General features: G+C 35.0%; 17 protein-coding genes. 16 read left to right on the forward strand and 1 reads right to left on the reverse strand.

Translation table 11 applies throughout. The annotated features are described in order from the left end of the window. The first annotated feature begins 15 nt into the window (after nucleotides 1-15). A complete protein-coding gene (locus tag HCB45_RS09690) occupies nucleotides 16-1092 on the forward strand; it encodes an ABC transporter ATP-binding protein (protein WP_185619700.1) in 1077 nt (358 codons plus the stop codon). Next, the gene (oppF, locus tag HCB45_RS09695; RefSeq protein ID WP_185619702.1) at nucleotides 1089-2042 is read left to right on the forward strand and encodes an oligopeptide ABC transporter ATP-binding protein OppF; all 954 of its coding nucleotides are present in this window, start codon (nucleotides 1089-1091) and stop codon (nucleotides 2040-2042) included. Before HCB45_RS09690 ends, oppF begins: the two co-directional genes overlap by 4 nt. A gap of 102 nt (nucleotides 2043-2144) precedes the next feature. Here oppF and HCB45_RS09700 read toward each other — a convergent pair whose 3' ends face one another. Continuing rightward, nucleotides 2145-2534, reverse strand: a complete 390-nt coding sequence (locus HCB45_RS09700; protein WP_185619704.1) for a hypothetical protein — start codon at nucleotides 2532-2534, stop codon at nucleotides 2145-2147. A gap of 369 nt (nucleotides 2535-2903) precedes the next feature. Here HCB45_RS09700 and spxA point away from each other — a divergent pair, with 369 nt between their 5' ends. From spxA to HCB45_RS09770, 14 genes are all read left to right on the forward strand, one after another. Then, the gene (gene spxA, locus HCB45_RS09705; RefSeq protein ID WP_003720569.1) at nucleotides 2904-3299 is read left to right on the forward strand and encodes a transcriptional regulator SpxA; all 396 of its coding nucleotides are present in this window, start codon (nucleotides 2904-2906) and stop codon (nucleotides 3297-3299) included. A 221-nt stretch (nucleotides 3300-3520) separates the two neighbouring features. Continuing rightward, nucleotides 3521-4174 (forward strand): adaptor protein MecA, encoded by a 654-nt coding sequence (mecA, locus tag HCB45_RS09710; RefSeq protein ID WP_185319347.1) that lies wholly within the window; start codon nucleotides 3521-3523, stop codon nucleotides 4172-4174. Nucleotides 4175-4300: 126 nt separating this feature from the next. Continuing rightward, nucleotides 4301-5416, forward strand: coding sequence for a competence protein CoiA (locus HCB45_RS09715; RefSeq protein ID WP_185319346.1), 1116 nt, complete (start codon nucleotides 4301-4303; stop codon nucleotides 5414-5416). 72 nt (nucleotides 5417-5488) lie between these two features. After that, complete coding sequence (gene pepF / locus HCB45_RS09720; protein WP_185619706.1) at nucleotides 5489-7294, forward strand: oligoendopeptidase F; 1806 nt, start codon at nucleotides 5489-5491, stop codon at nucleotides 7292-7294. A gap of 312 nt (nucleotides 7295-7606) precedes the next feature. Continuing rightward, nucleotides 7607-7873 (forward strand): DUF3116 family protein, encoded by a 267-nt coding sequence (locus HCB45_RS09725; RefSeq protein WP_185319344.1) that lies wholly within the window; start codon nucleotides 7607-7609, stop codon nucleotides 7871-7873. 215 nt (nucleotides 7874-8088) lie between these two features. Continuing rightward, nucleotides 8089-8715, forward strand: a complete 627-nt coding sequence (gene isdC / locus HCB45_RS09730; RefSeq protein ID WP_185319343.1) for a heme uptake protein IsdC — start codon at nucleotides 8089-8091, stop codon at nucleotides 8713-8715. 12 nt (nucleotides 8716-8727) lie between these two features. Further along, nucleotides 8728-10446: an NEAT domain-containing protein gene (locus tag HCB45_RS09735; protein ID WP_185619707.1), complete on the forward strand. Its 1719-nt coding sequence runs from the start codon at nucleotides 8728-8730 to the stop codon at nucleotides 10444-10446. A gap of 85 nt (nucleotides 10447-10531) precedes the next feature. Further along, complete coding sequence (isdE, locus tag HCB45_RS09740; protein ID WP_185319341.1) at nucleotides 10532-11404, forward strand: heme ABC transporter substrate-binding protein IsdE; 873 nt, start codon at nucleotides 10532-10534, stop codon at nucleotides 11402-11404. Then, a complete protein-coding gene (locus tag HCB45_RS09745; RefSeq protein ID WP_185319340.1) occupies nucleotides 11394-12383 on the forward strand; it encodes a FecCD family ABC transporter permease in 990 nt (329 codons plus the stop codon). The genes isdE and HCB45_RS09745 overlap by 11 nt, the downstream gene beginning before the upstream one ends. Then, a complete protein-coding gene (locus HCB45_RS09750; protein WP_185619709.1) occupies nucleotides 12364-13143 on the forward strand; it encodes an ABC transporter ATP-binding protein in 780 nt (259 codons plus the stop codon). Before HCB45_RS09745 ends, HCB45_RS09750 begins: the two co-directional genes overlap by 20 nt. A 3-nt stretch (nucleotides 13144-13146) precedes the next feature. Continuing rightward, a complete protein-coding gene (srtB, locus tag HCB45_RS09755) occupies nucleotides 13147-13887 on the forward strand; it encodes a class B sortase (protein ID WP_185319338.1) in 741 nt (246 codons plus the stop codon). 58 nt (nucleotides 13888-13945) lie between these two features. After that, a complete protein-coding gene (locus HCB45_RS09760; RefSeq protein WP_185319337.1) occupies nucleotides 13946-14422 on the forward strand; it encodes a siphovirus Gp157 family protein in 477 nt (158 codons plus the stop codon). Between the two features lie 190 nt (nucleotides 14423-14612). Continuing rightward, nucleotides 14613-18056 carry a MucBP domain-containing protein gene (locus tag HCB45_RS09765; protein WP_185619711.1) on the forward strand — a complete coding sequence of 1148 codons (3444 nt, stop codon included), beginning with the start codon at nucleotides 14613-14615 and terminating at the stop codon, nucleotides 18054-18056. A 180-nt stretch (nucleotides 18057-18236) separates the two neighbouring features. Further along, nucleotides 18237-23084, forward strand: coding sequence for an MSCRAMM family protein (locus HCB45_RS09770; RefSeq protein ID WP_185619713.1), 4848 nt, complete (start codon nucleotides 18237-18239; stop codon nucleotides 23082-23084). Nucleotides 23085-23090 lie beyond the last annotated feature (6 nt).

Genomic DNA, 23090 nt, shown 5'->3' on the forward strand with positions numbered 1-23090 from the left:
GAGAGGTGAGGAAAAATGGAAAAGCTATTAGAAGTTAAAGATTTAAATATTTCATTCCACACATATGCCGGAGAAGTAAAGGCAATTCGTGGAGTTAATTTTGACTTATATAAAGGGGAAACCTTAGCGATTGTTGGCGAATCTGGTTCTGGTAAATCAGTAACGACAAAATCGATTATGCGTTTACTTCCAGAAGGTAACTCAGAAATTAAAAGTGGCCAAATTTTATTTAACGGAATGGATATCGCTAAAGCTCACGAAAAACAAATGCAAAAAATTCGTGGGAAAGATATAGCTATGATTTTCCAAGATCCAATGACATCCTTGAATCCAACGATGACAATTGGTAAACAAATTTCTGAACCACTTATTAAACACCAAAAAATTAGTAAACATGAAGCTCATAAAACTGCGCTTCGTTTACTTCAATTAGTTGGTATTACAAATGCAGAAGAAAGAATTAAACAATACCCTCACCAATTTTCTGGTGGGATGCGTCAACGGGTTGTTATCGCGATTTCACTTGCATGTAACCCGCAAATTCTAATTGCTGATGAACCAACAACAGCATTAGACGTTACAATCCAAGCGCAAATTTTGGATTTAATGAAAGATTTACAGAAAAAAATTGATACGTCGATTATCTTCATTACCCATGACCTTGGCGTGGTTGCAAATGTTGCAGACCGTGTTGCTGTTATGTACGGTGGTAAAATTGTAGAAATCGGTACAGTCGATGAAATTTTCTATAATCCGCAACATCCTTATACATGGGGATTAATTAGTTCTATGCCTACTTTGGATACAGACGATGAAGAATTATTTGTTATTCCAGGTACGCCACCAGACTTACTTCATCCTCCAAAAGGGGACGCATTTGCTGCGCGTAATAAATATGCAATGCAAATTGACCTTGAAGAAGAGCCGCCACTATTTAAGGTGTCTGATACACATTATGCGGCTACATGGTTGCTTCATCCTGACGCACCTGAAGTAACGCCTCCTGATGCTGTATTACGTCGCCAAGAACAGTTTGCGGAACTTCATCCTGGCATGCAAGCTGTCCATGCGAAAGGGGTAGAAGTAGAATGACGGAACAAAAAGAAAAATTATTAGAGATTCATAATCTAAAGCAATACTTTAACAAAGGTACTGCAAGCGAAGTACGTGCTGTTGATGATATTTCTTTTGATATTTATAAAGGTGAAACACTTGGTTTAGTAGGTGAATCTGGTTGTGGTAAATCTACAACTGGACGTACGATTATTCGTTTGTATGATGCAACTGGTGGAGAAGTTATTTATAACGGTAAAGATGTACACGCACGTAAAAGCCGTAAAGAAATGCTTGAATTCCGTCGTAAAATGCAAATGATTTTCCAAGATCCATATGCGTCTTTAAATCCGCGTATGAAAGTGAAAGATATCATTGCTGAAGGTATTCGTATTCATGGCCTTGCTAAAACGCCTGAAGAAACGAACCAACAAGTATATGAGCTACTTGAAACAGTTGGACTAAGCAAAGAACATGCAGGTCGTTACCCACATGAATTTTCCGGTGGTCAACGTCAACGTATCGGTATTGCCCGTGCGCTTGCAGTTCAACCAGAATTTATAATTGCCGATGAGCCTATTTCTGCACTTGATGTATCTATCCAAGCACAAGTAGTTAACTTATTACGTCAATTACAAAAAGAAAAAAATCTAACTTACCTATTCATTGCCCACGATTTATCAATGGTTAAATACATTAGTGATCGTATTGGTGTAATGTACTTCGGTAAATTAGTAGAGCTAGCGCCTGCAAATGATTTATATCATGCACCGCTACATCCTTATACTGAGTCACTTCTATCCGCTATCCCACTGCCAGATCCAAATTATGAACGGACTCGTGTGCGTAAAGCATATGATCCAACTATTCATAATTATAAAGATGGCGATGAAATTAAAATGCGCGAAATTGCTCCTGGACACTTTGTTTATTGTTCAGAAGAAGAAGAAGTTATGTACAAAGAAAAGCATGCTAAACTAATCAATTAGTATTTTTACTTATAATGTTGAAAAAAAGCATGTTAATAAAAGTTATAGACTAAAAGGTATTTTATAGATAATAAAACCGCCCGTTTTTAACGGGCGGTTTTATTATCTATAAAATACCATTCCTTGAGTAAAGGGATCTTTAGTTAGACTTGTATTATTATACAACTTATTATTTCTTTGTAATATAACCTGAACTGTAGCATCGGGTCCAGTTCCACTTTGATATTTGCCTAATGATTTTGCTTTTGCATAGACATTATTAACACTAACAATTACCATAGAACATTTAGTACATCTGTAGGCTTGTTTTCTGTGAATTGGGTATTTTCCCGTTTTAACATTTTTGACATACCCTAATCCATTACCACGCATAGAGTGTTTTCCACCCTGGCTACAAGGTATAAAAGCGGAGGCTGGTGAGGGAGAAATAGTTGTTATAGTTAATATGAGTGTAGCTGCTAAAATAAGTAATAAGCATTTCTTTTTCTTCATTTGTTTCTCTCCTTTTTTATTTATTTAAATTACGTTACAAATGTAACACAGTTTATAAAAAAATGCAAAGAAAAATCAGAATAATCCAATTCGCGCGTCAAATCAATTCTCATGAAATTCTCATAAAAAAGCTGTTTTTTTCATGTGATTTTAGTTTAAACAAGTTATAGTAGGGGTATCATATACATAACGGCTTGCTAACAATGGTTTTACATATTTGGAAAGAAAAATTTTAAAATTAGTATATAGAATTTCACAAAATTAGTGTATAATGAAGTGTAAGTTCTTTAATGAATTTTCCAAATAGAGATATTGCTAGAATTTCGTTATATGAATGAAACAATACCCGATAAGGAGTGTGAATGTCTAATGGTAACGTTATACACTTCACCTAGTTGCACATCTTGCCGAAAAGCTCGTGCATGGTTGGAAGAACATGATATCCCTTATAAGGAAAGAAACATTTTTTCTGAACCACTTAGTTTAGATGAAATTAAAGAAATTCTTCGCATGACTGAGGATGGAACAGATGAAATTATCTCCACTCGTTCAAAAACTTTCCAAAAATTGAACGTGGATTTAGATAGTCTTCCTTTACAACAACTATTTGAATTAATCCAGAAAAATCCTGGCTTATTAAGACGCCCTATCATTATTGATGAAAAACGTTTGCAAGTTGGGTACAATGAAGATGAAATTCGCCGTTTCTTACCGCGCCGTGTTCGTACGTATCAATTACGTGAAGCGCAAAAAATGGTTAACTAAGATTGATAAAAGTGGTTGCCGAGAATTCCATTCAATTGGATTCTTGGCACTTTTTTTGTAATTTAAGTAATTGTTCTTGAATTTTTTTCGTTTTTCAGCTAAGATAATAATCCACTAAGGAAAAATGGTGGTACTATTTTCTAATATGAGCTACAATGAATTTAACCAATTAAGTTTTACCCTTCATTGTCAATGACTAAGAAGGAAGGGAGAGTGTGACGATGGAAATTGAACGAATTAATGAGGATACTATCAAGTTTTATATCTCTTATCTGGATTTGGAAGAGCGTGGTTTTAATCAAGAAGATGTTTGGTATGACCGCGAGAAAAGTGAAGAACTTTTCTGGGATATGATGGATGAGCTGAAATATGAAGAAGAGTTCTCTCCAGAAGGTCCGCTCTGGATACAAGTCCAAGCCTTAAAACATGGCTTAGAAGTATTCGTAACAAAAGCTACAATTGGTGGAAAAGGCGAAGACGGATTTGATGTCACGCTTAGCTCCCCAGATGAGCTTGCAGAAGAAAAAATTGAAAAACTACTCGAAGAAAACTTCAATCCAGTGAAGAAAGAATCACTTGGAGAAGATGATACGTTAGAGTTTATTTTAGAGTTCCGTGATTTTGAAGATGCTATTTCACTTTCACGAGCAACAGGACTGGAAAATTTAGTAACTAAGCTATTCTCGTATCAAGGGAAGTATTATTTGAATGTAGAGTTTCCTGAGAATAAGTATGATGAATCTAACATTGACAATGCCGTTAGTATTTTACTTGAGTACGGTTTAGAGTCGAATTTAACTGGTTATATGCTAGCAGAGTATGGAAAAGTAATCTTTGACGTGCCTGCCTTAAAGCAAATTAGAAAACATTTCTAGAATATTATTTTAAAGATCCGTTTGTGCTGAAAAATAAGCCAAATGGGTCTTTTTTGTGATTTTAAAAATAAGAAAGGAATTCGGCAGCTTCATGGCGAATAATAATACTAAAGAGTTAATAGGAGAGTGATAATTATTTTTACAGCCAGAAATAACATGGGAGAAACTTTTACTATTACTAAGAAGAATGTGGAACGAATTAAGCAAGAAGGAAAGCTATTTTGTAAAGCTTGTGCAAGTCCGGTAACTATAAAAGCAGGACAAATAAAAATACCACATTTTGCTCATGAGAAAGCTATGAAATGCACCTTTGCTTCAGAAGGAGAGAGTGAAGAACACTTAGCGGCTAAAAAGCAAATCATGAGGTGGTTTTGTTATCAGCGTATTCCTGTCGAAGTAGAAAATTACTTTCCAGAAATAAATCGACAAGCAGATATTTTTGTGAATGGAAAGACCGTCATTGAATTTCAGTGTTCTTCTATTTCAATTAGTGAAATGGTTCAACGTACAATGGACTATTTATCGCTTGGCTTAGAAGTTCAATGGCTACTTGGCCAAGTAGTAAAGAAAGAGAAAGGTCGAATTTGTCTCTCTGCCTTCCAACAAGCATTTATTCAATCCGATAATAAACGGGGGTATCACTTTTGGCACTATTCTGCTGAGCGTGAAATTTGTACGCTGTATTATCATTTAACATTTGAAAAAGGAAACCGTTTTTTCGCAAGCGAAATGAAGTTTTCTATGAAAGCACCTTTAACAGAATGGAATAAGAAGTTAGCTAGAATTATTTCACGCCATGCCTACGTCAAACGAGATAGAGAATTAGAAAGACAAAAAATCTGTTTTTACTATGCTAAATATAAAAAACATGGCCAATTTATGCAAAAATTATTTAATGCTGGTTATTACTTGCACTATTTACCGAAAGAAATTGGGATAGATTTAGAAGAACAATTTTTAGTTATAACACCTGCTGTTGAATGGCAATTTGACTTGTGGGAAAAATTTTTAAAAGGCTTAGAGAAGGGTGATACCTTTAGTGAGGTAAGTTTTTTAGAGAGTTTTGAGTCAGTTGTAACCCAGATACTAACTATTTGGTTATCTCCCAGTGAATGTTTGAAATTAGGGAAATCATATCTTTCTTATTTAATTAGTGAGGGAGTACTATCTACAATACCAGAGAATCGATATCGAGTGAAACGGATAATGGTTTTTACACATGGCCAAGTGACGCAAATGTAATCATCTATTTTGCTTTTTTAGTTATTTTGGCTCATAATAAAAGCAAAATGATTATGGTTGGGGGTTTTAATATTGAGTAAAACAAATGCACTACCTTTAAGAGAAGAAGTACCAGAAAATCTAACTTGGGATTTAACTACGATTTATCCGAATGATGAAGCATGGGAAAAAGCATTTTCGGATTTGCAAAAAATTACAGAAGAAAGTGAGCAGTTTAAAGGGCGTTTAGCAGAAAATAGCCAAACTCTTTATGAGGCACTTCAATTTCGAGATAATGCATATGATTTAATTAGTAATTTATATGTATATGCTCACTTAAAAATGGACCAAGATACAGCCAATGCGAAATATCAAGGCTTACATAGTCGTGCAGGAAGTTTAGTTACAAAGTTAATGTCTGCACTCTCTTACTATGACCCTGAAATTTTAGCTATGGATGAAAACGTGTTAAAACAATTTTTAAATGAGAATAAAGATTTACAATTATATGCTCATTTGTTAGAAGAATTAAATTTAAGTCGTCCATATATTTTAAGTGAGAAGGAAGAAGCTTTACTAGCTAATGCTGGTGAAGTTCTTGGAAGTTCGTCCAATACATTTAATACCTTGAATAATGCAGATATGAAGTTTCCAACTATTAAAGATGAAAATGGAGAAGATATCGAAATTACTCATGGTCGTTATGGTAAGTTGTTAGAAAGTAATAATCCGCGAGTGCGCCGTGATGCATTTCTTGGAGTGTATTCTGTTTACGAAGGATTAAAAAACACATTAGCATCTACTTTGAATGGACAAGTTAAAAAATCTAATTTTTATGCTTCTACACGAGGGTATACATCAGCGCGAGAAGCGGCTCTTTCTGGTAATCATATTCCTGAAACAGTATATGATTCGCTGTTGAAATCAGTGAATGCTAATGCAAGTTTACTTCATCGTTATGTGAAGTTACGCAAAGAGTTACTTGGTTTAGAAGAACTTCATATGTATGATCTTTATACACCACTTTCTGATGATGTTAATTTGGAGTTTACTTATGAGGAAGCGAAAGAACTTGTGCTTGAAGCATTAAAACCACTTGGAGATGAATACCAAGCTATTTTAAAAGAGGCATTTGATAGTCGCTGGATTGATGTGATGGAAAATAAAGGAAAACGTAGTGGAGCCTATTCTTCTGGTTCATATAGTACAAATCCATATATTTTACTCAACTGGCAGGATAATATTAATAATGTCTACACACTTGCTCATGAATTAGGACATAGTGTCCATAGTTATTATACAAGAAAAAATCAACCGTTTGTTTATGGTGATTATTCGATTTTCTTAGCAGAAGTTGCTTCAACTACCAATGAAAATCTGTTAACTGATTATTTGCTTAAGAAATATGAAGATCCTAAGATACGGGCTTATTTATTAAATCACTATTTGGATGGATTCAAGGGAACGGTTTTCCGTCAAACGCAATTTGCTGAATTTGAACATGCTATTCATCAAGCAGATCAACAAGGAGTTGCGTTAACTGCAGATTACTTAACGGAAACATATTTTGATATTAATAAGAAGTATTACGGAGAAGCGATAGTTTATGATACTGAAATCGGTTATGAATGGTCTCGTATTCCGCATTTCTATATGAATTATTATGTGTTCCAATATGCGACTGGTTTTTCGGCTGCCTCTGCATTGAGTGCGAAAATTTTAACGGAAGGTCAAGAAGCGGTAACGGCGTATATTGACTTTTTGAAAGCGGGAAGTTCGGATTATCCTATTGATGTGCTGAAAAAAGCAGGTGTTGATATGGCGACTCCTAATCCTGTAGATGATGCTTTAAAAGTATTTGAACAAAGATTAGATGAATTAGCAAAACTGGTTAAATAATACATTGTGAAAAATGCTAAAAAAAGACACGATCGCAAATGTAATGCATCGTGTCTTTTTAATATATTTTTTGAGTAATAGGAGCATTTGCGTAGCAGGACAAAGATTAACTACAAAAAACAATATGTGAACTATTGAATTATACTCCTTTATATGGTATATTATAACCGTGAAATAAATCACAAACAAATACCCCCTTTATTTGATTGTGTGAATTTCTCCTTTTGATTGCGCTGTAAGAAGCCGTGGCATTTAGCTACGGCTTTTTACGTTACTTATGTTTACTAACTTAGAATTAAAGGAGGATTAAAAATGAAACTTGAAGATGAAAAATTATTACAAGAGGTCCTTCTTTTTGCTAGAAGTGTAGATACAAAAATTAATGATATGTCGCTTGAAGTAATTGATTTTGGGGATCTTCGCAATTATACAAAGAATGAAGTATTACTTACGCTTTACTGGTTGGAAGAAAATGGATATTTAACGAGAAACAATAACATTACAGAAAAAAGATATACGTTAACTTTAAAAGGCGAATTGTTATATGAACATTTTCTCAAGATAAGTGAGAATGAGTAGAGTCGTAAATATTTATTAATCCGTGGATAAACGTTGCTGTCCATGGATTTTTTTGTTGTGGAGGATGTCGAAAAACAGAATATAGTTGACAATGATAATCATTATCAATTAAAATGATAGTTGACGTATGAATTTTACATAATCTTTTACTTCACAAATGTCTGTGGGGGTTTTTTATAAATAGATGTTTTTTAATAAAGAAGGGAGAGTTAAGAGTGAAAAAAGTATTAGCCTTAGTTGCTTTTGTAGTTTTATTTAGTTTTTCTTTTCTTTCAGCTGGTGTAACGGCACAAGCTGCTCTGAAAGACGGAACTTATTCGGTTGATTATACAGTGCTTCAGGGGGATAGTGATTCAGTGTCAATGGCGAATGACTATTTTGATAAGCCTGCAACAGTGACAGTAAATGGAGGGAAATCTACTGTTAGTTTGCAAGTAAATCATAGTAAGTGGATTACTGGTCTGTGGGTTGAGGGAAATGCGGTTAGTGTAACTTCGAAAAACACAGCGAGTGATACTAGAAAAGTGTCATTCCCAGTATCAACTTTAAGTAGTCCTGTTAATGCAAAAATTAAAGTGGATATTGATGATGACGGGTTAAATTATCATCATGAATATCAAATCCAGTTACGTTTTGATGAAGGTGCAGCTAAATCATCAGGTGCAGCTGTGAAATCTTCAGATAATAATAGTACAACAACGCCAGCAACTACAAGTGATTCAAATAATAAGGTAGCAAATCCAAAGTCTAGTGATTCTAGCAAAATGTTTTTATATGGAATTATTTTTGTGGCCGCGGGGACAGGGTTAGTTTTACTTAAAAGACGTGCGATTTTTAAATAAAGGGGGATTATTATGAAGAAATTATGGAAAAAAGGTTTTGTAGCATTTTTAGCTTTGACACTTATATTTCAATTGATACCTGGATTTGCCAGTGCGGCTGATTCTCGTCTAAAAGATGGCGGGGAGTATCAGGTTCAAGTGAATTTTTATAAAGATAACACTGGTAAGACAACGAAAGAATCTTCAGAAGCGGATAAATATATTGACCATACAGCTACAATTAAAGTGGAAAATGGTCAACCATATATGTACTTAACTATTACAAACAGTAACTATTGGCAAACAATGGCGGTTTCAAAAGATGGAACTCGTCCTGCAAAACCAACACAAGCAGAAGTTTATCAAGATAGCTACCAAGATGTTCAAACTGTTAGTACGGATGCAGCGAATAATACGCGTGTAGAGAAATTCAAGCTTAATTCTTTAGATGACATTATTTTTTCTTATATGCACATTAAAGTAGATGCAATTAGTTATGATCACTGGTATCAAGTGGATTTAACCATTGATCCAAGTACTTTTAAAGTTATTTCTGAACCGGCTGTTACTACACCAGTAACTCTGGCAGATGGAATTTATACGGTTCCGTTTGTAGCGAAAAAAGCAAATAATGACAGTAATTCAAGTATGCAAAATTATTTTGATAATCCTGCATGGTTGAAAGTGAAAAATGGCAAGAAAACTGTTGCAATGACAGTTAATGATAATAAAACGGTAACAGCTTTGAAGACAAATCTTGCTGGTACTTTGCAAGATGTAAAGGTTGTATCTGAAGATAAAGATGCGAATACACGCATTGTCGAGTTTGAAGTAGAAGACTTAAACCAACCACTTGCGGCTCATGTTAATTATGAAGCACCATTCAATGGTTCGGTGTATAAAGGACAAGCAGACTTCCGTTATGTTTTTGACTTAACGAAAGCAACAACAGCAAGTTCGTACCCAGGTAATGATGAAACGCCTCCTGTAGTAGATCCGGGTGAAACAAATCCGCCAGTGACAAAACCCGATCCAGGTACAACAAATCCGCCAGTGACGACACCGCCAACTACACCAAGTAAACCAGCAGTAGTTGATCCAAAAAATCTACTGAACAACCATACGTACTCCATTGATTTTGATGTGTTCAAAGATGGAACTACAGAAACTTCCATGATGGAAAGTTACGTGATGAAACCAGCTTTAATCAAAGTAGAAAATAATCAAGCCTATGTTTATTTAACTTTAACAAATAGTAGTTGGATTAAGACTTTCCAATATAAACAAAATGGCGTTTGGAAGGATATGGAAGTTGTTTCTGGTGATATTAACAAAAATACCAGAACTGTAAAATATCCTGTGAAAGATGGTACGGCTAATACGGATGTAAAAACGCATGTATTAATTGAAAATATGCCAGGCTTCTCTTATGACCATGAATATACTGTTCAAGTTAAATTAGATCCTGCATCAATCAAAGATATCACAGGGAAAGATGTAACGTTACAAGAACCTGTGAAAAATGATAACTTGAATACTAGCAATTTAGCGAACAATAATAATGCTGGACCAAAATTAGCAAAACCAGATTTTGATGATACAAATTCAGTTCAAAAAACAGCGACAACAAATAACAAAGCTGAAAAAAATGCGAAAACTAGTGATTCATCAAGTATGGCATGGTACATTACATTATTTGGAGCTTCCTTCCTTTATTTAGCTTATCGATTAAAACGTAAAAGATTGAGTTAATAAAACTAGTAAAGCGAGTTAGGTCGAGGGGTTCCTTTGCTTAACTCGCTTTACCGATTTTATTTTATAAATGGGGGAATAGGTGATGAAGAAAACGGCTGTCATATTTTTGGTATTATTACTTTTTTTAGTTGGTTGCGGAAATGAAGAAGCGGCTCAGAAGACCGAACAAAAAACAGAACAGGGGCCAAAAATTGTGGCAACAACGGTCGCAATTACCGAAATTATGGATAAACTAGACTTGCCGCTTGTTGGAATTCCGACTAGTTCTAAAAAACTTCCGGAACGATATGCTGGTGTAAAGGAAACAGGGTCGCCTATGGGGCCAGATTTAGAAGTTATTCGGATGCTAAAGCCAGATATGGTTCTTTCCACAAAAACACTAGAAGCAGACTTAAAAGCGGGTTTTGAGGGTGCGGATTTAAACGCGGACTTTTTAGATTTTACAAGTATTGATTCTATGCAGGTTGAAATTAAGAAACTTGGCACAGAATTTGATCGTACCAAGGAAGCGAGTAAACTAAATAGTGATTTAACAAGGGAGATTGACAAGGTAAAGACGAATGTGGCTAAAAAGAAAAAACCAACTGTACTCATTCTTATGGGCGTTCCGGGAAGTTATTTGGTTGTGACAGAATATGCTTATATTGGCGACTTAGTCAAACTTGCTGGTGGAGAAAATGTGATTACGAACCAAAAGGTAGAATACTTGGCTTCTAATACAGAATACTTACAAAATGCTAATCCAGATATTATTTTACGAGCTGCACATGGTATGCCAGCAGAAGTAGTAAAAATGTTCGATGAAGAATTTAAAACAAATGATATTTGGAAACATTTTGATGCTGTGAAAAATGATCGTGTATATGACTTGGATGAAAATTTATTTGGGATGACGGCAAGTTTAAACGCTCCAGAAGCACTACGCGAAATGGAAAAGATGCTTTATGACAATTAAACAAAAAAGCTATTTTGGTGCAGTTGTTGTTTTGCTTTTTGGGACGATTTTATGGGCAGTTCAGGCGGGAAGTTTGCAGATGTCTATTCCAACTTTTTTAAGAGGTCTTTTTAGTGGTGGAAATGAGATGGTGGATGTTGTTATTGATTTGCGTTTTCCGCGGATTATTATTGCCTTGCTTGCTGGTGCGGCGCTTTCAGTTTCTGGGTTGTTGCTTCAAGCTGTGATGAGGAATCCGCTTGCTGATGCTGGTGTGATTGGTATTTCAGCGGGAGCGAAATTTTTTAGTTTTGTCATTATTTTATTTTTACCGGAATTGTATTTTTGGTTGCCACTTTTTTCTTTTATTGGTGGGGCGCTTGCATGTTTTTTAGTCTTTTTATTTAGTTATCGTTCTGATTTTAATCCACTTCGCTTCATTATAATAGGTATTGCAATTAACGCGGTTTTTACAGGGCTGAGTGATGCCTTATCTTCTCAGGTAGCTCTTGTTTCTAGCCAATCTGCGAGCAGTGCAGCTAGCCTTGCAATGAAAAAATGGTCAGATGTGGAGACATTGGCAATTTATGTAGCGATTGGACTTATTTGTGCGCTTTTACTTGCAAAATGGTGTAATGTTTTGGGACTTGAGAATAAAATGGCTAGAGGTTTTGGTGTTCCGGTCAATAAAACGAGGATATGGCTGGCGCTGATTGCTGTCTTACTTGCTTCAATTACAACAGCAGTCGTCGGTGTTATAGCTTTTGTAGGTTTACTTGTACCCCATATTGCTAGAAAACTAGTTGGCGCAAATTATCAAGTTTTAGTTCCATTTTCGATTTTATTTGGCGCTTTATTACTATTATTTGCCGATACACTTGGCAGAACGTTATTTCAACAAATGGAAATTCCAGCCTCTGTGATTATGCTTATTATCGGTGGTCCATTCTTGATCTTTTTAATGCGAAAGGGTGATTTTTATGGAAGTAAAGGACGTTAGTTTTAGTTATAATGGAACAGATGCGATTTTAAAAAATGTCTCATTTACTATCCAAAAAAATAAAATTAATACGATTGTTGGGCCAAATGGTAGTGGAAAATCTACTTTGTTAGAAATTTTGGCTAGACTTCTTTCGCCAAGTTCTGGAGAAGTTTTATTAGAAGAAAAATCGATTTTTGAATGGAGAGCGAAAGAATTTGCACAAAATGTGGCGATTGTTCATCAAAACAATATTCTTCCGAGTGAATTGACGGTGAAAGAATTGCTTTATTTTGGACGGCTTCCTTATAAAAATTGGCGAATGACACGGACAAAAGCGGATGACTTAGCTGTAGAAAAAGCTTTAAAGCAAACGGAGCTAAGCGAAAAAGCAGAGATATTTGTTGATAGTTTGTCTGGTGGGGAGAGGCAACGTGTTTTCATTGCGACTGCTTTAGCTCAAGATACGCCAATTTTGCTATTAGATGAGCCGACGACATTTCTTGATATGTACTTTCAGCTGGAAATTTTAGAGTTGGTAAAGCGTTTAAATCAAGAGGAAAATTTGACTATTGTAATGATTTTACATGATTTGAACCAAGCGCTTACGTATAGCGATCAATTAGTTGTTATGAAAAATGGGGAAGTGGTAGCGAAAGGGAATCCCGAGACTTTATTAACAACAGAGCTGATAGCAAAAACGTATGGTGTCGTTGCAGAGGTGCTTTGTGATGCGAAAACAGGGAAATACATTGTTCCTCAGAAACGAAAGGAGTTTTAGAACGTGAAAATGAAGTCGTTTTTGGGGAAAAGCATATCTTTAGTTGTATTAGCTGTGTTTCTTTTTTCTGGTTGGAAAATCGGTGTAGAACTTTATGAAAACAACCATAACCGTACAATATTAGATGATGCGAAGGCGGTCTATACGAAAGAAGTGACTACGACTAATGTAAATGGTGAAGTGAGAGATGAACTTAAAGCTTTGCAAAAATTGAACAAAGATATGGCTGGTTGGCTAACGATTGCTGATACAGAAATTGATTACCCGATTTTACAAAGTACGGACAATGACTATTATTTGCATCATAATTACAAAAATGAAAAAGCAAGAGCGGGAAGTATTTTTAAAGATTATCGAAATACAAATGAGTTTTTGGACAAGAATACGATCATTTACGGGCATAATATGAAAGATGGCTCGATGTTTGCGGATTTACGAAAATATTTGGACAAAGATTTCTTGACGGCACATCCAACATTTTCGTATGAATCAGGACTTGCAAATTATGAAGTAGAAATTTTTGCTGTATATGAAACGACGACGGATTTCTATTATATTGAAACGGAATTTCCAGAGCCAAAAGACTTTGACAATTATTTGCAAAAAGTGAAGCAACAATCTATTTATCAATCAAATGTCAAAGTAAGCGGTAAGGACCGAATTATTACACTTTCTACTTGCGATACAGAAAAAGATTATGAAAAAGGACGCATGGTTATTCAAGGGAAACTAGTAGCAAAATGAGAAAGCGCCAAATAGGATGATTTTTGGGGCTTTTTTACTTTTGGAAAGGGTGCGAACGATGAAATTGTATGAATTAACCGATAATTATTTACGGGTGCAAGAACTTTTGGAAGAAAATAAAACCGAGGCTGTGGAAGATACATTAGATGCGCTCACAGATGGTTTTCATGATAAAGCAGAAAATATTGTTAAAATAATTAAATCATTAGCAGCAGATGCCGAAATGGCAGGGAATGAAGCGAAACGGCTTCTAAAACGAAAACAAGCATTAGAAAATAATATTCAGAGATTAAAAAACTATTTACAAATAGAAATGGAACGAATGAAAATTAGAAAAATTAATAGTACACTTTTTACGATTCAAATACAGAAGAATCCAGCAAGCGTCGAAATAGTGGAAGAAGCTTTACTAAAACCGTTCTTTATACTACAAGAGCCGAAAATTGATAAAAAGCGAATCGCAGAAATACTAAAATCTGGTGAGGAAGTAAAAGGCGCTAGGTTAGTAGAAAGCAAATCCATTCGAATAAGATAAATAAACAACCAAAATCGTTGGAATTCTAATGATTTTGGTTGTTTTTGTTAATTATAACTATTTATATAGATGAAAACGTAAAATAGTTCACATTTCTGTAACAAACTGCTCTATTTTTTGCACCTTGAGAACATTTCACTGTCTTCTCCTATGAAATAATTAATCTTGAGTAAACAAAGGAGGAGCGAATGTGAATCGTTTGAAAAAATTAGTAACTATATTAATTTGTACTTTGCTTATAGTTTCACTTCTTCCATTTTCTGTCTGGGCAGAAGACCAAGAAGGGGCTGAAACAAACGTAGGAGAAAATGCTACGAAAGAAAAGATTACTCAGGAAATAACTCCGAATGAGACTACAAAAGAAACTACAGCAAATGAACCAATAAGCACAAAATCATTTCCTACGGGGAATTATTCTGGGGACTTTAGTATTAATTCTCAAAAAGATGTTATTGAGTCTGGTCAGACAGTGAACTATAACATCTATTTAAAAATCACTGGACCAAACACAAGTTATAGAAATGCTAAATTGGTAATCAATTTACCGGAAAATGGGGAATTCACACAAGCACTAAATGAACTTAAAATCGCAGGTGTTACGCCTAGTTATAACAAAACAACTCGTCAACTTGTTTACACCTACCAAACGCTAAATAGCGGTGTAGTTGACAAAGTTATTCTAAAGCTTTCTACCAAAAATGGTTATACACCAAATGGTACGAAATTAGAAGTAACAGGCGAATTTAGTGCAGATAATTTATCAGAAAAAGTAACGGAGCAAGCTGAAACAATTGTAAATGCAACAGCTACAACGGCTTTATCAAATGACTTTACTAAAGTAGAAAATAGTATCAATAATAATCCGAGCCAAGGTGACATTGGAATTTGGTCTTTCAATCTAAATATACCGAAAAAATCTACTGGAAGCCTTTTTATTGAAGAAGGAAAGAAGATTATTATTGAATATACGTTAGACGATAAGCTAGATTATTTAGGAGTAGCAGGAGATACACCGGAGCCAACAAAAATCGAAGGACAAAAACTAACTTGGGAAATTGCAACACCTACATATTTGGAACAAGAAAAAGCAACTAGTTTACTTAATAAGACTTTCCAAATTAGAACGTTCTTCCAAACTACTATACCAAATTTTGCGACGGTGCAAAATAAAGCAGTAGCAACAACAAGCTTTGTTACTTTAGCTGATAGCATTATAGACACTTCAAATGCATCTGTCTCCGTCTCAGCAAGTGATCCAGCGACAATTCCGCCGACTATTGGAAGTGTCTATGCCCCAGCACACAGAGGACCGGTGGATGCAGATTGGGGAATTGCTACTGTGACCGGAAACCCAGATATAAAAGCATATGATAGTGCCAAATTAGGCTTTAGTTTGATGCTAAATTCAGCGATGAATGATTCTCCTTCATATGACTTCCTTTACTATGATGTTTACTACAATATGGATGATAATTTAAAATTGGATTATTTTCGAAGTGGCGATTTTTATTTTAAACCAAATATTAATTATCCAGGCTGGCCAAAGCTAAAAAAATCACCTAAATATAATTTGCTTGTAAAATACGGTGATGATACTGACTGGACGACGTTAAAAGAAGATGTAGAACTAGGCAAAATGTATTCAAGAAAAGATCTTGGAATTCCAGATGATAAACATGTAAGTAAAATATGGCTTCATTTCACATATGCACCAGCTGGAATGTACGGAGCAGATCTATCTTTCTTTACAACAGTCAAAGAAGGGTATGTAGGCGAAGTTAGAAATAGCACACAAATCAACATGTATGGAGCGGATAGCCAAGGTTATATCCATTATCATGATGAGACAAATCCTTGGCCGGAAAATTGGCAAAAATATGCCGGTGACCGGACGGCTCAAATTATACCGCAACCAATTGGGAAAAATAAATTTGTCCAAGGATCGGTTGCATTTGATGATACCGATGGAAATTTAATCAACATAGGCGATAATTCAGTTTCAGTTAATTTAGAAAGCAATAAAGCTTCCATATCACGATTAACTGGTCCTTTTGAAGCAATGGTTCTTTTACCTTCTGGCGTGAAAATGAAAAACACGGATCAAGAAGGCTTCAATGTCAGCGTGTTAAATAGTAATTACCAAAATTCAGGACGTCAATTACTAAAAGTTAAATGGGACAAAAAGACGCTTTTACCAGCAGAAAAATTAACAGCAAAAATTAATGTGAGCGTATCAAAGGACACACCAAGTAATATGTCTATTGAAATGTTTGGGTTCTTGCAGGATACAGATTTTAATGTGCCAGAAGTGACTGGTACTCCAACAATTTCTGATACAAAAATGGAAATTGACTCAGATGACATTAATCGAAATGGGAATTCGGAAGAGTCTAGAATCACATCGGGAAACCATTACATTTTAAATACGAGTAATCATTTGAAAATTAGTAAAAAAGCTAAGGGTAATCGCGATAAAGAATACAGCGGACTGGCAAATGCCACAACAAATTCCATCGTGTCGTATCAATTATTACTAGAAAATGATTCGGACGAAAAAATAGCCAACATGGTATTAATGGATGTTTTGCCAAGTGAAAAAGATTTAGGAATTACAGATAACAGCGAACGTGGTAGTAAATTCAACTTGGAGCTAACAAAAGCAGTAGCAATTCCAAATGAATGGAAAGATAAGGTCGAAGTAACTTATAGTACTGCCAAAAACCCTAAACGCGCGGGCGTTCTCGATAAGCACACGATTTATCCAACTGGTTCAGAACCTCTAGTTGATAACGCAGAAGCAACAGAAGCAGATTGGTTAACCGCATCAGAAGTACAAGATTGGTCCAAAATTTACTCTTTTAAAATGGAACTAAAAGAAGGTATTGAGTGGATTCCTGGGAAATCCATGAACATTCAATTTGATTTAAAAACACCAAAGAAAAACCAAATAGGTAAGGAACTTTTAAAACAGCAAACGAAAAAAGAAGACCGAGCTGCATGGAATTCTTTTGCTGTTGCTGTAAATAATTCTCAAGTAATTGAGCCGGCCCAAGTAGGAGTGGCTTTAGATGACAGTGTTGCGCCAGTTACAGTGCAATATGTTGATCAAAACCATAAACAAATTGCCAGCCCAGAAACATTAACTGGGGCTTACGGAGAAAAATTCACTGCAAAACAGAAAAAAATTGCTAACTACACCCTTGTAAAAACACCCGCGAATGTAAGTGGAACATTTAACGAAAAAGCTCAGACAGTTACTTTTATTTACCAAAAAGTGACAGCCGGAAGCATCATTGTTGATTACGTCGATAAAGATGGTGCGAAATTAGCTGATTCAATTGTCTTAACAGGTAATTTAAATTCCAGTTATCGAACTTCAGCAAAAAAAATCTCGGGATATAAATTGTACCAAACACCCAAAAATGCAATGGGGAAATTTTTGAACACTTCACAAAAAGTAACTTATGTGTATGAAAAAACTAGCGCTTTATCAGTTTCTTCTAATGAGGGAACTGAAAATGGGAAAAAACCGGCAAAACTACCACAAACTGGAGACTCAAAGAAAAATAATTTGTGGTTTATCCTTGGACTACTCTTACTTTCAAGTACTTTTGTGATTATGAAGAAAAAATGATTTATCAGTAATTTAAAAGGGTTTTAGGGAGTTTTTGATTATTATTGTTCACTAAAAAGACACAAATTATTTTATTTTTTCGTAAAAAGTAATTCATGGGTTCATTTATTTGATACAATTCAACAAGTCTATAAGAGATTTAACAACATTTAGAAATAGATTATAGGAGGACTAAACGTAGTGAAAAATATCAGACAGTGGAAGAAGCTAGTTATTGCAATGGTTATCGGTTTACTAGTATTCCAAAATGTTTCACCTGTATTAGCAACGATGACAGGAGATGAAACAACAAAATCAACATTAAAAATTATTAAAGAAGATAAAGATACAAAGGAAAAAATCAATGGTTCTTCCTTTGAGATAAAGAATAAAGAAACGGGTGAAACAACTGATTTAGCCATTAGTGCAGATGGTGAGGCAACTATGGATTCTCTTTTACCGGGTGAGTATCTGGTTAAAGAAAAAGTTGCAGCAAAAGGTTACATGCTAGATGAAAAAGAATATAGTGTAACTTTAGCAGAAAAGGAAGAAGTAATTACTTCAGTTTCAACAAAAGAAAAAGAAGAAACAACTAAAGAAACAACGACACCAATTAAAAAATCTACCCAAAATGCAAATCTAAAAGCTGCTATTACAGAAAATATTTTTACTAAAGTAACATTAAAAGATGGTAATGGGGCTGAAATCAACACTTCAGATCGGATTCAAAATGGTAGTGGTGTTGTACTTAATATGAATTTTGCTTTTACTGGAAAAAATTACAAAGCTGGAGACACCTTTACAACAGTTTTACCAGATGCATTTAACTTTGGGAATAAAAACCTGAGTGGAAATTTCTTGCCTTCCACAGAAGCAGAATGGACGCTTGATGTTACAACACGTGAACTCACAATTAAATTCTTAAAAGACGGAATTCAAGAAGGCGATTATGATGTGAATATTAGTACCGCCTTCAAAGTATTTACAGCGACAGAAGAAACAATACAAGAAGTTGTTTTTAAAACAGCTGGGAAAGATACTATTTATCAAATTGAAGTAGTTCCAGTTGTTGCATATCCAACTACAGTATCTGTTACAGCAAATCCAGGTGTAGTTAATCCAACAAAAGGACAAGTTGATGCAAAATTCAACCTAACTAAAGAAAAAGACGCTAAGGGTGAGCTGAAACTTAATGATTATGCTTCTGGTGGAACAACAACCATAGATAGAGATAGCATTAAAGTTTATTCAAGTGATGTCAGTGCTGGTGGTACCTTTATGGGTACAAAAAAATTACTCGTTGAAGGCACAGATTATACATTGACGTATTCTTCGACAGCTTTAGTAGTTTCGCTTAATGGTGGGCTTGCTGGGAAAGGCTATCAAGTAACATATGACCGAACAATTAATAAACCAAGCGATTCACTTTCTTATATGTCTACCCAAGCATACACAGTTGGAGATTCAGGGATACTATCAAGTAATTCGTCTTATGTCTATTTAGCAATGACCAATTACAAACATTTAGAGAAAAAAGCTACTTATAACGGTACGACACAAAGTATTGATTGGGTAATTAATTTCAACTATGACCAAGATGAAATTTCTCCTTCTACTGTACTTACCGATGTGTTAGCAGATAATGATGTAGAGTATGTTGCGGATTCACTCAAAATCAAACGCGTAACATTTAATGCGACAACTGGTGTACCAATTATTGGTAGCGATGCATCAAGCGACTGGACAACATCGACAATCTCAAATAATGGGAATTTTAATTTAACGTATAAAGCTACTAATACAAACGCATATCAAATCACTTATTCTACTAAAATAACTGATTTTAAAGATCGTAAAATTAAAAATGAAATTACGGATGAAAATGGCGTTTCAGCTGATGCAACCATTGCTATTCAACCTGATTTGCTGAAAAAAGAAGCAGGAAGCATTGATTACTTCAATAATACAATGAGTTGGAAAATCACTGCTAACTCAGACAAAATTAAAATGGATAATCTTAACATTACAGACAAATTTTCTACGGGTGTTAAAAGCCTAAAAAGTTACACTGTTCGTGCTTATACAGATAATTTCACTAGCGTAGTATTAACAGAAGGAAAAGACTTTACTATTAATAAAAATGTCACTCCAGCAGGATTTTACATACAATTAATTGGTGATTATGCTTCTACAAATAAAAAAATTGTAGTAGATATTGTTACTAATATTGACTTATCTGATGTAACGAACACAATTGATAACAAAGCATTTATTTCATACTACGATGGGGGAACTATCAAATACGTAGAAGAAGTAACTGCTTCAGCTACACCAGATGCGAAAATGATGACAAATGGTGGGAAATACGGTGCGTACAATGCAACAACAGGGAACATAGATTGGATTGTTTCTGCAAATGCAATGGCGAAGAGCTACGATAACTTGATTTTGGATGACCCAATTCCGACTGGATTAACTTATGTAGAAGGTTCTTTACAATATCGTAATGTGGAGTCATCAACCGAAATGATGAGTTTACAAATTCCACTTAATTCTACTGGAACATTGGCCAAAGCAGGGGATAAAAATTACCCAACCAAAGTAGATACAACTGGAAATAAAATACATTTAGAATTTGCCAATTTAGATAACACTCGTGTATTTATTAAATATAGTACCAAACCAGATGAAAATTGGTATTTTTATAAATATGTGCAAAACATAGCGAAAGTTACTGATAATGGTACAGATGAGCACACATATTCTTATCAAGCCTATGCAAGCAAACTTTTCAATGCGATGACAAAAACGGCTACCATTGATTCAACTTATAATAATAAAGTTAACTGGACTGTAACACTTAATAATATTTCAAAAGATCGTCCTATTAATAACCCAACATTAACTGATACGATGAAAAGCGGAACAACAGGAGCACAAGTTGTAAAAAGTAGTTTTAAAGTAATTAATGAAACAACTGGGGACGATATTGACTCAAAATACTATGATATAACGTTTACGGATAATAATTTTACTATCCAGTTTAAAGATTACAAAGCAACAGATCCAATCAAAGTAACCTATAGTACAGTTAGTTTGATGTCAGGTTTGATTAGTAACACAGCTACAACAGCATCACCTGACTATGGTAGTCTCCCATTGTCATACAAATCCAGAACAACGAATATTTCTCCAGCTTTCACCATTGGTAGTGGTAGCGGGACGGCGACAATTGGTTCACTTGAAATTACCAAAGTTGATAAAAAGGATAATACAAAAAAACTAGCCGGAGCTAAATTCCAACTTTACACGCTTGAAGGAGATAAAGCTGGGCAAGAAGCAACAACTGATTCAGAAGGAAAAATCGTCATGGACGGCCTTCAATCAGGGAAATATAAGCTAGTTGAAACAGCAGCGCCAACAGGATATTCAATTAGTGATGAATACAAAGATGGTAAAGAAATCACGATTACTGCTGATGCAGCGACGAGCGTTACAATTGAAAACACAGAACAAACTGGTGGCGCGGTTCTGCAAAAAGAAGATAGTGTAACAAAAGATGCTATTGCTGGCGCAGAATTTGAATTACAAAAAGCAGACGGAACAAAAGTATCCGAAAACTTAGTAACAGATGCAGATGGTAAAATTGAAGTGACTGATTTAGCGCCAGGGGACTATCAATTTGTAGAAACAAAAGCACCAACAGGCTATGTACTTGATGCAACACCAACGAAATTCACGGTGGAGTTCAACCAAACAGCAGCTGTAGTTGTTACAAAAGAAAACACAGCCAAAGCTGGTAGCGTAGTTCTAACGAAAGAAGATAGCGTAACAAAAGCTGCGTTATCTGATGCGGAGTTTGAACTGCAAACTGCTACTGGAACTAAAGTAAAAGATAATTTAACAACGAATGCAAGTGGTGAGATAGAAGTAGCTGATTTAGCACCAGGCGATTACAAGTTTGTAGAAACAAAAGCGCCAACAGGCTACGAACTAGACGCCACACCGGTTACATTTACTATCGAATTTAACCAAGCGACTGCAGTCAAAGTAACAAAAGAAAATGTTGCGAAAACTGGTAGTGTAGTTCTTACTAAACTAGATAGTAAATCAAAAAGTAATTTAGCTGGGGCAGAGTTTGAATTACAAACAAAACTTGGGGTAAGTTTGAAAGATAGGGTAGTAACAGAAGCAAATGGTCAGTTGCAAATTGATCAATTAGCACCGGGTGACTATCAACTAGTAGAAACAAAAGCACCAGCAGGTTATGAACTTGATGCCACACCGGTTGAATTCACCATTGAATTTAACCAAAAAGATGCAGTTCAAGTGACTAAAACGAATAAAATGTCTACTGGATCTGTTGTGTTAACTAAAACTGATGGGCAAACAAATGCACCTCTTGCAGATGCGACGTTCAAATTAGTAGACGCAGATAATAACGTCACAGAAAACCTAACAACAGATGCTTCTGGTAAACTGGAAATAACTGATTTAGCTCCTGGAGATTATCAATTAATTGAAACAAAAGCACCCGCGGGTTATGAATTAGACACCGTTCCAGTTGATGTGAAAATCACTTTTAACCAAAAAGAAGCACTTCAAGTAGCCAAAACAAATTTAAAAACTGTTGTAAGTGGTAAAGTAATAGCAGAATTTGTTGATACGAAAGGGAATGTATTAGCAGAACAAGAGATTCATACCGGTTTAGTGGGTGAGAAATATGTAACGAAGGCAAAAGCTATCTCAGGGTATAAACTAACAAAAGATCCTACAAATAAAGTTGGTTTATACAAAGAAACAGAACAAAAAGTAACCTTTGTATATGAGAAAAATAAATTACCACTCGTTGTCGACCCTACCAAACCAGTAAAACCTACTAAACCAACAAAACCATCAGTAAGCCCTTCAAAACAAGCTACAGTGAAAAAAGTACAAAGTCTTCCTTCAACAGGAGATAATTCACTAGCTAATCTAATCATTACGGGATTATTCGCTAGTGCACTTGGACTTTTCTTACTAAGAAAATCCAAGCAAGTAAACAAATAAAACAGC

The sequence above is a fragment of the Listeria farberi genome, assembly GCF_014229245.1.
In the GTDB taxonomy this organism is placed as follows: Bacteria; Bacillota; Bacilli; order Lactobacillales; family Listeriaceae; genus Listeria; species Listeria farberi.

Excerpts from the sequence above, each read along its gene's own strand:
- HCB45_RS09725 (WP_185319344.1), top strand. The coding sequence starts at position 7,607 with ATGAAACTTGAAGATGAAAAATTATTACAAGAGGTCCTTCTTTTTGCT.
- HCB45_RS09750 (WP_185619709.1), top strand. The coding sequence starts at position 12,364 with ATGGAAGTAAAGGACGTTAGTTTTAGTTATAATGGAACAGATGCGATT.
- HCB45_RS09700 (WP_185619704.1), bottom strand. The coding sequence starts at position 2,534 with ATGAAGAAAAAGAAATGCTTATTACTTATTTTAGCAGCTACACTCATA.
- mecA (WP_185319347.1), top strand. The coding sequence starts at position 3,521 with ATGGAAATTGAACGAATTAATGAGGATACTATCAAGTTTTATATCTCT.
- spxA (WP_003720569.1), top strand. The coding sequence starts at position 2,904 with ATGGTAACGTTATACACTTCACCTAGTTGCACATCTTGCCGAAAAGCT.
- HCB45_RS09745 (WP_185319340.1), top strand. The coding sequence starts at position 11,394 with ATGACAATTAAACAAAAAAGCTATTTTGGTGCAGTTGTTGTTTTGCTT.
- isdE (WP_185319341.1), top strand. The coding sequence starts at position 10,532 with ATGAAGAAAACGGCTGTCATATTTTTGGTATTATTACTTTTTTTAGTT.
- oppF (WP_185619702.1), top strand. The coding sequence starts at position 1,089 with ATGACGGAACAAAAAGAAAAATTATTAGAGATTCATAATCTAAAGCAA.
- HCB45_RS09690 (WP_185619700.1), top strand. The coding sequence starts at position 16 with ATGGAAAAGCTATTAGAAGTTAAAGATTTAAATATTTCATTCCACACA.
- HCB45_RS09760 (WP_185319337.1), top strand. The coding sequence starts at position 13,946 with ATGAAATTGTATGAATTAACCGATAATTATTTACGGGTGCAAGAACTT.
- HCB45_RS09735 (WP_185619707.1), top strand. The coding sequence starts at position 8,728 with ATGAAGAAATTATGGAAAAAAGGTTTTGTAGCATTTTTAGCTTTGACA.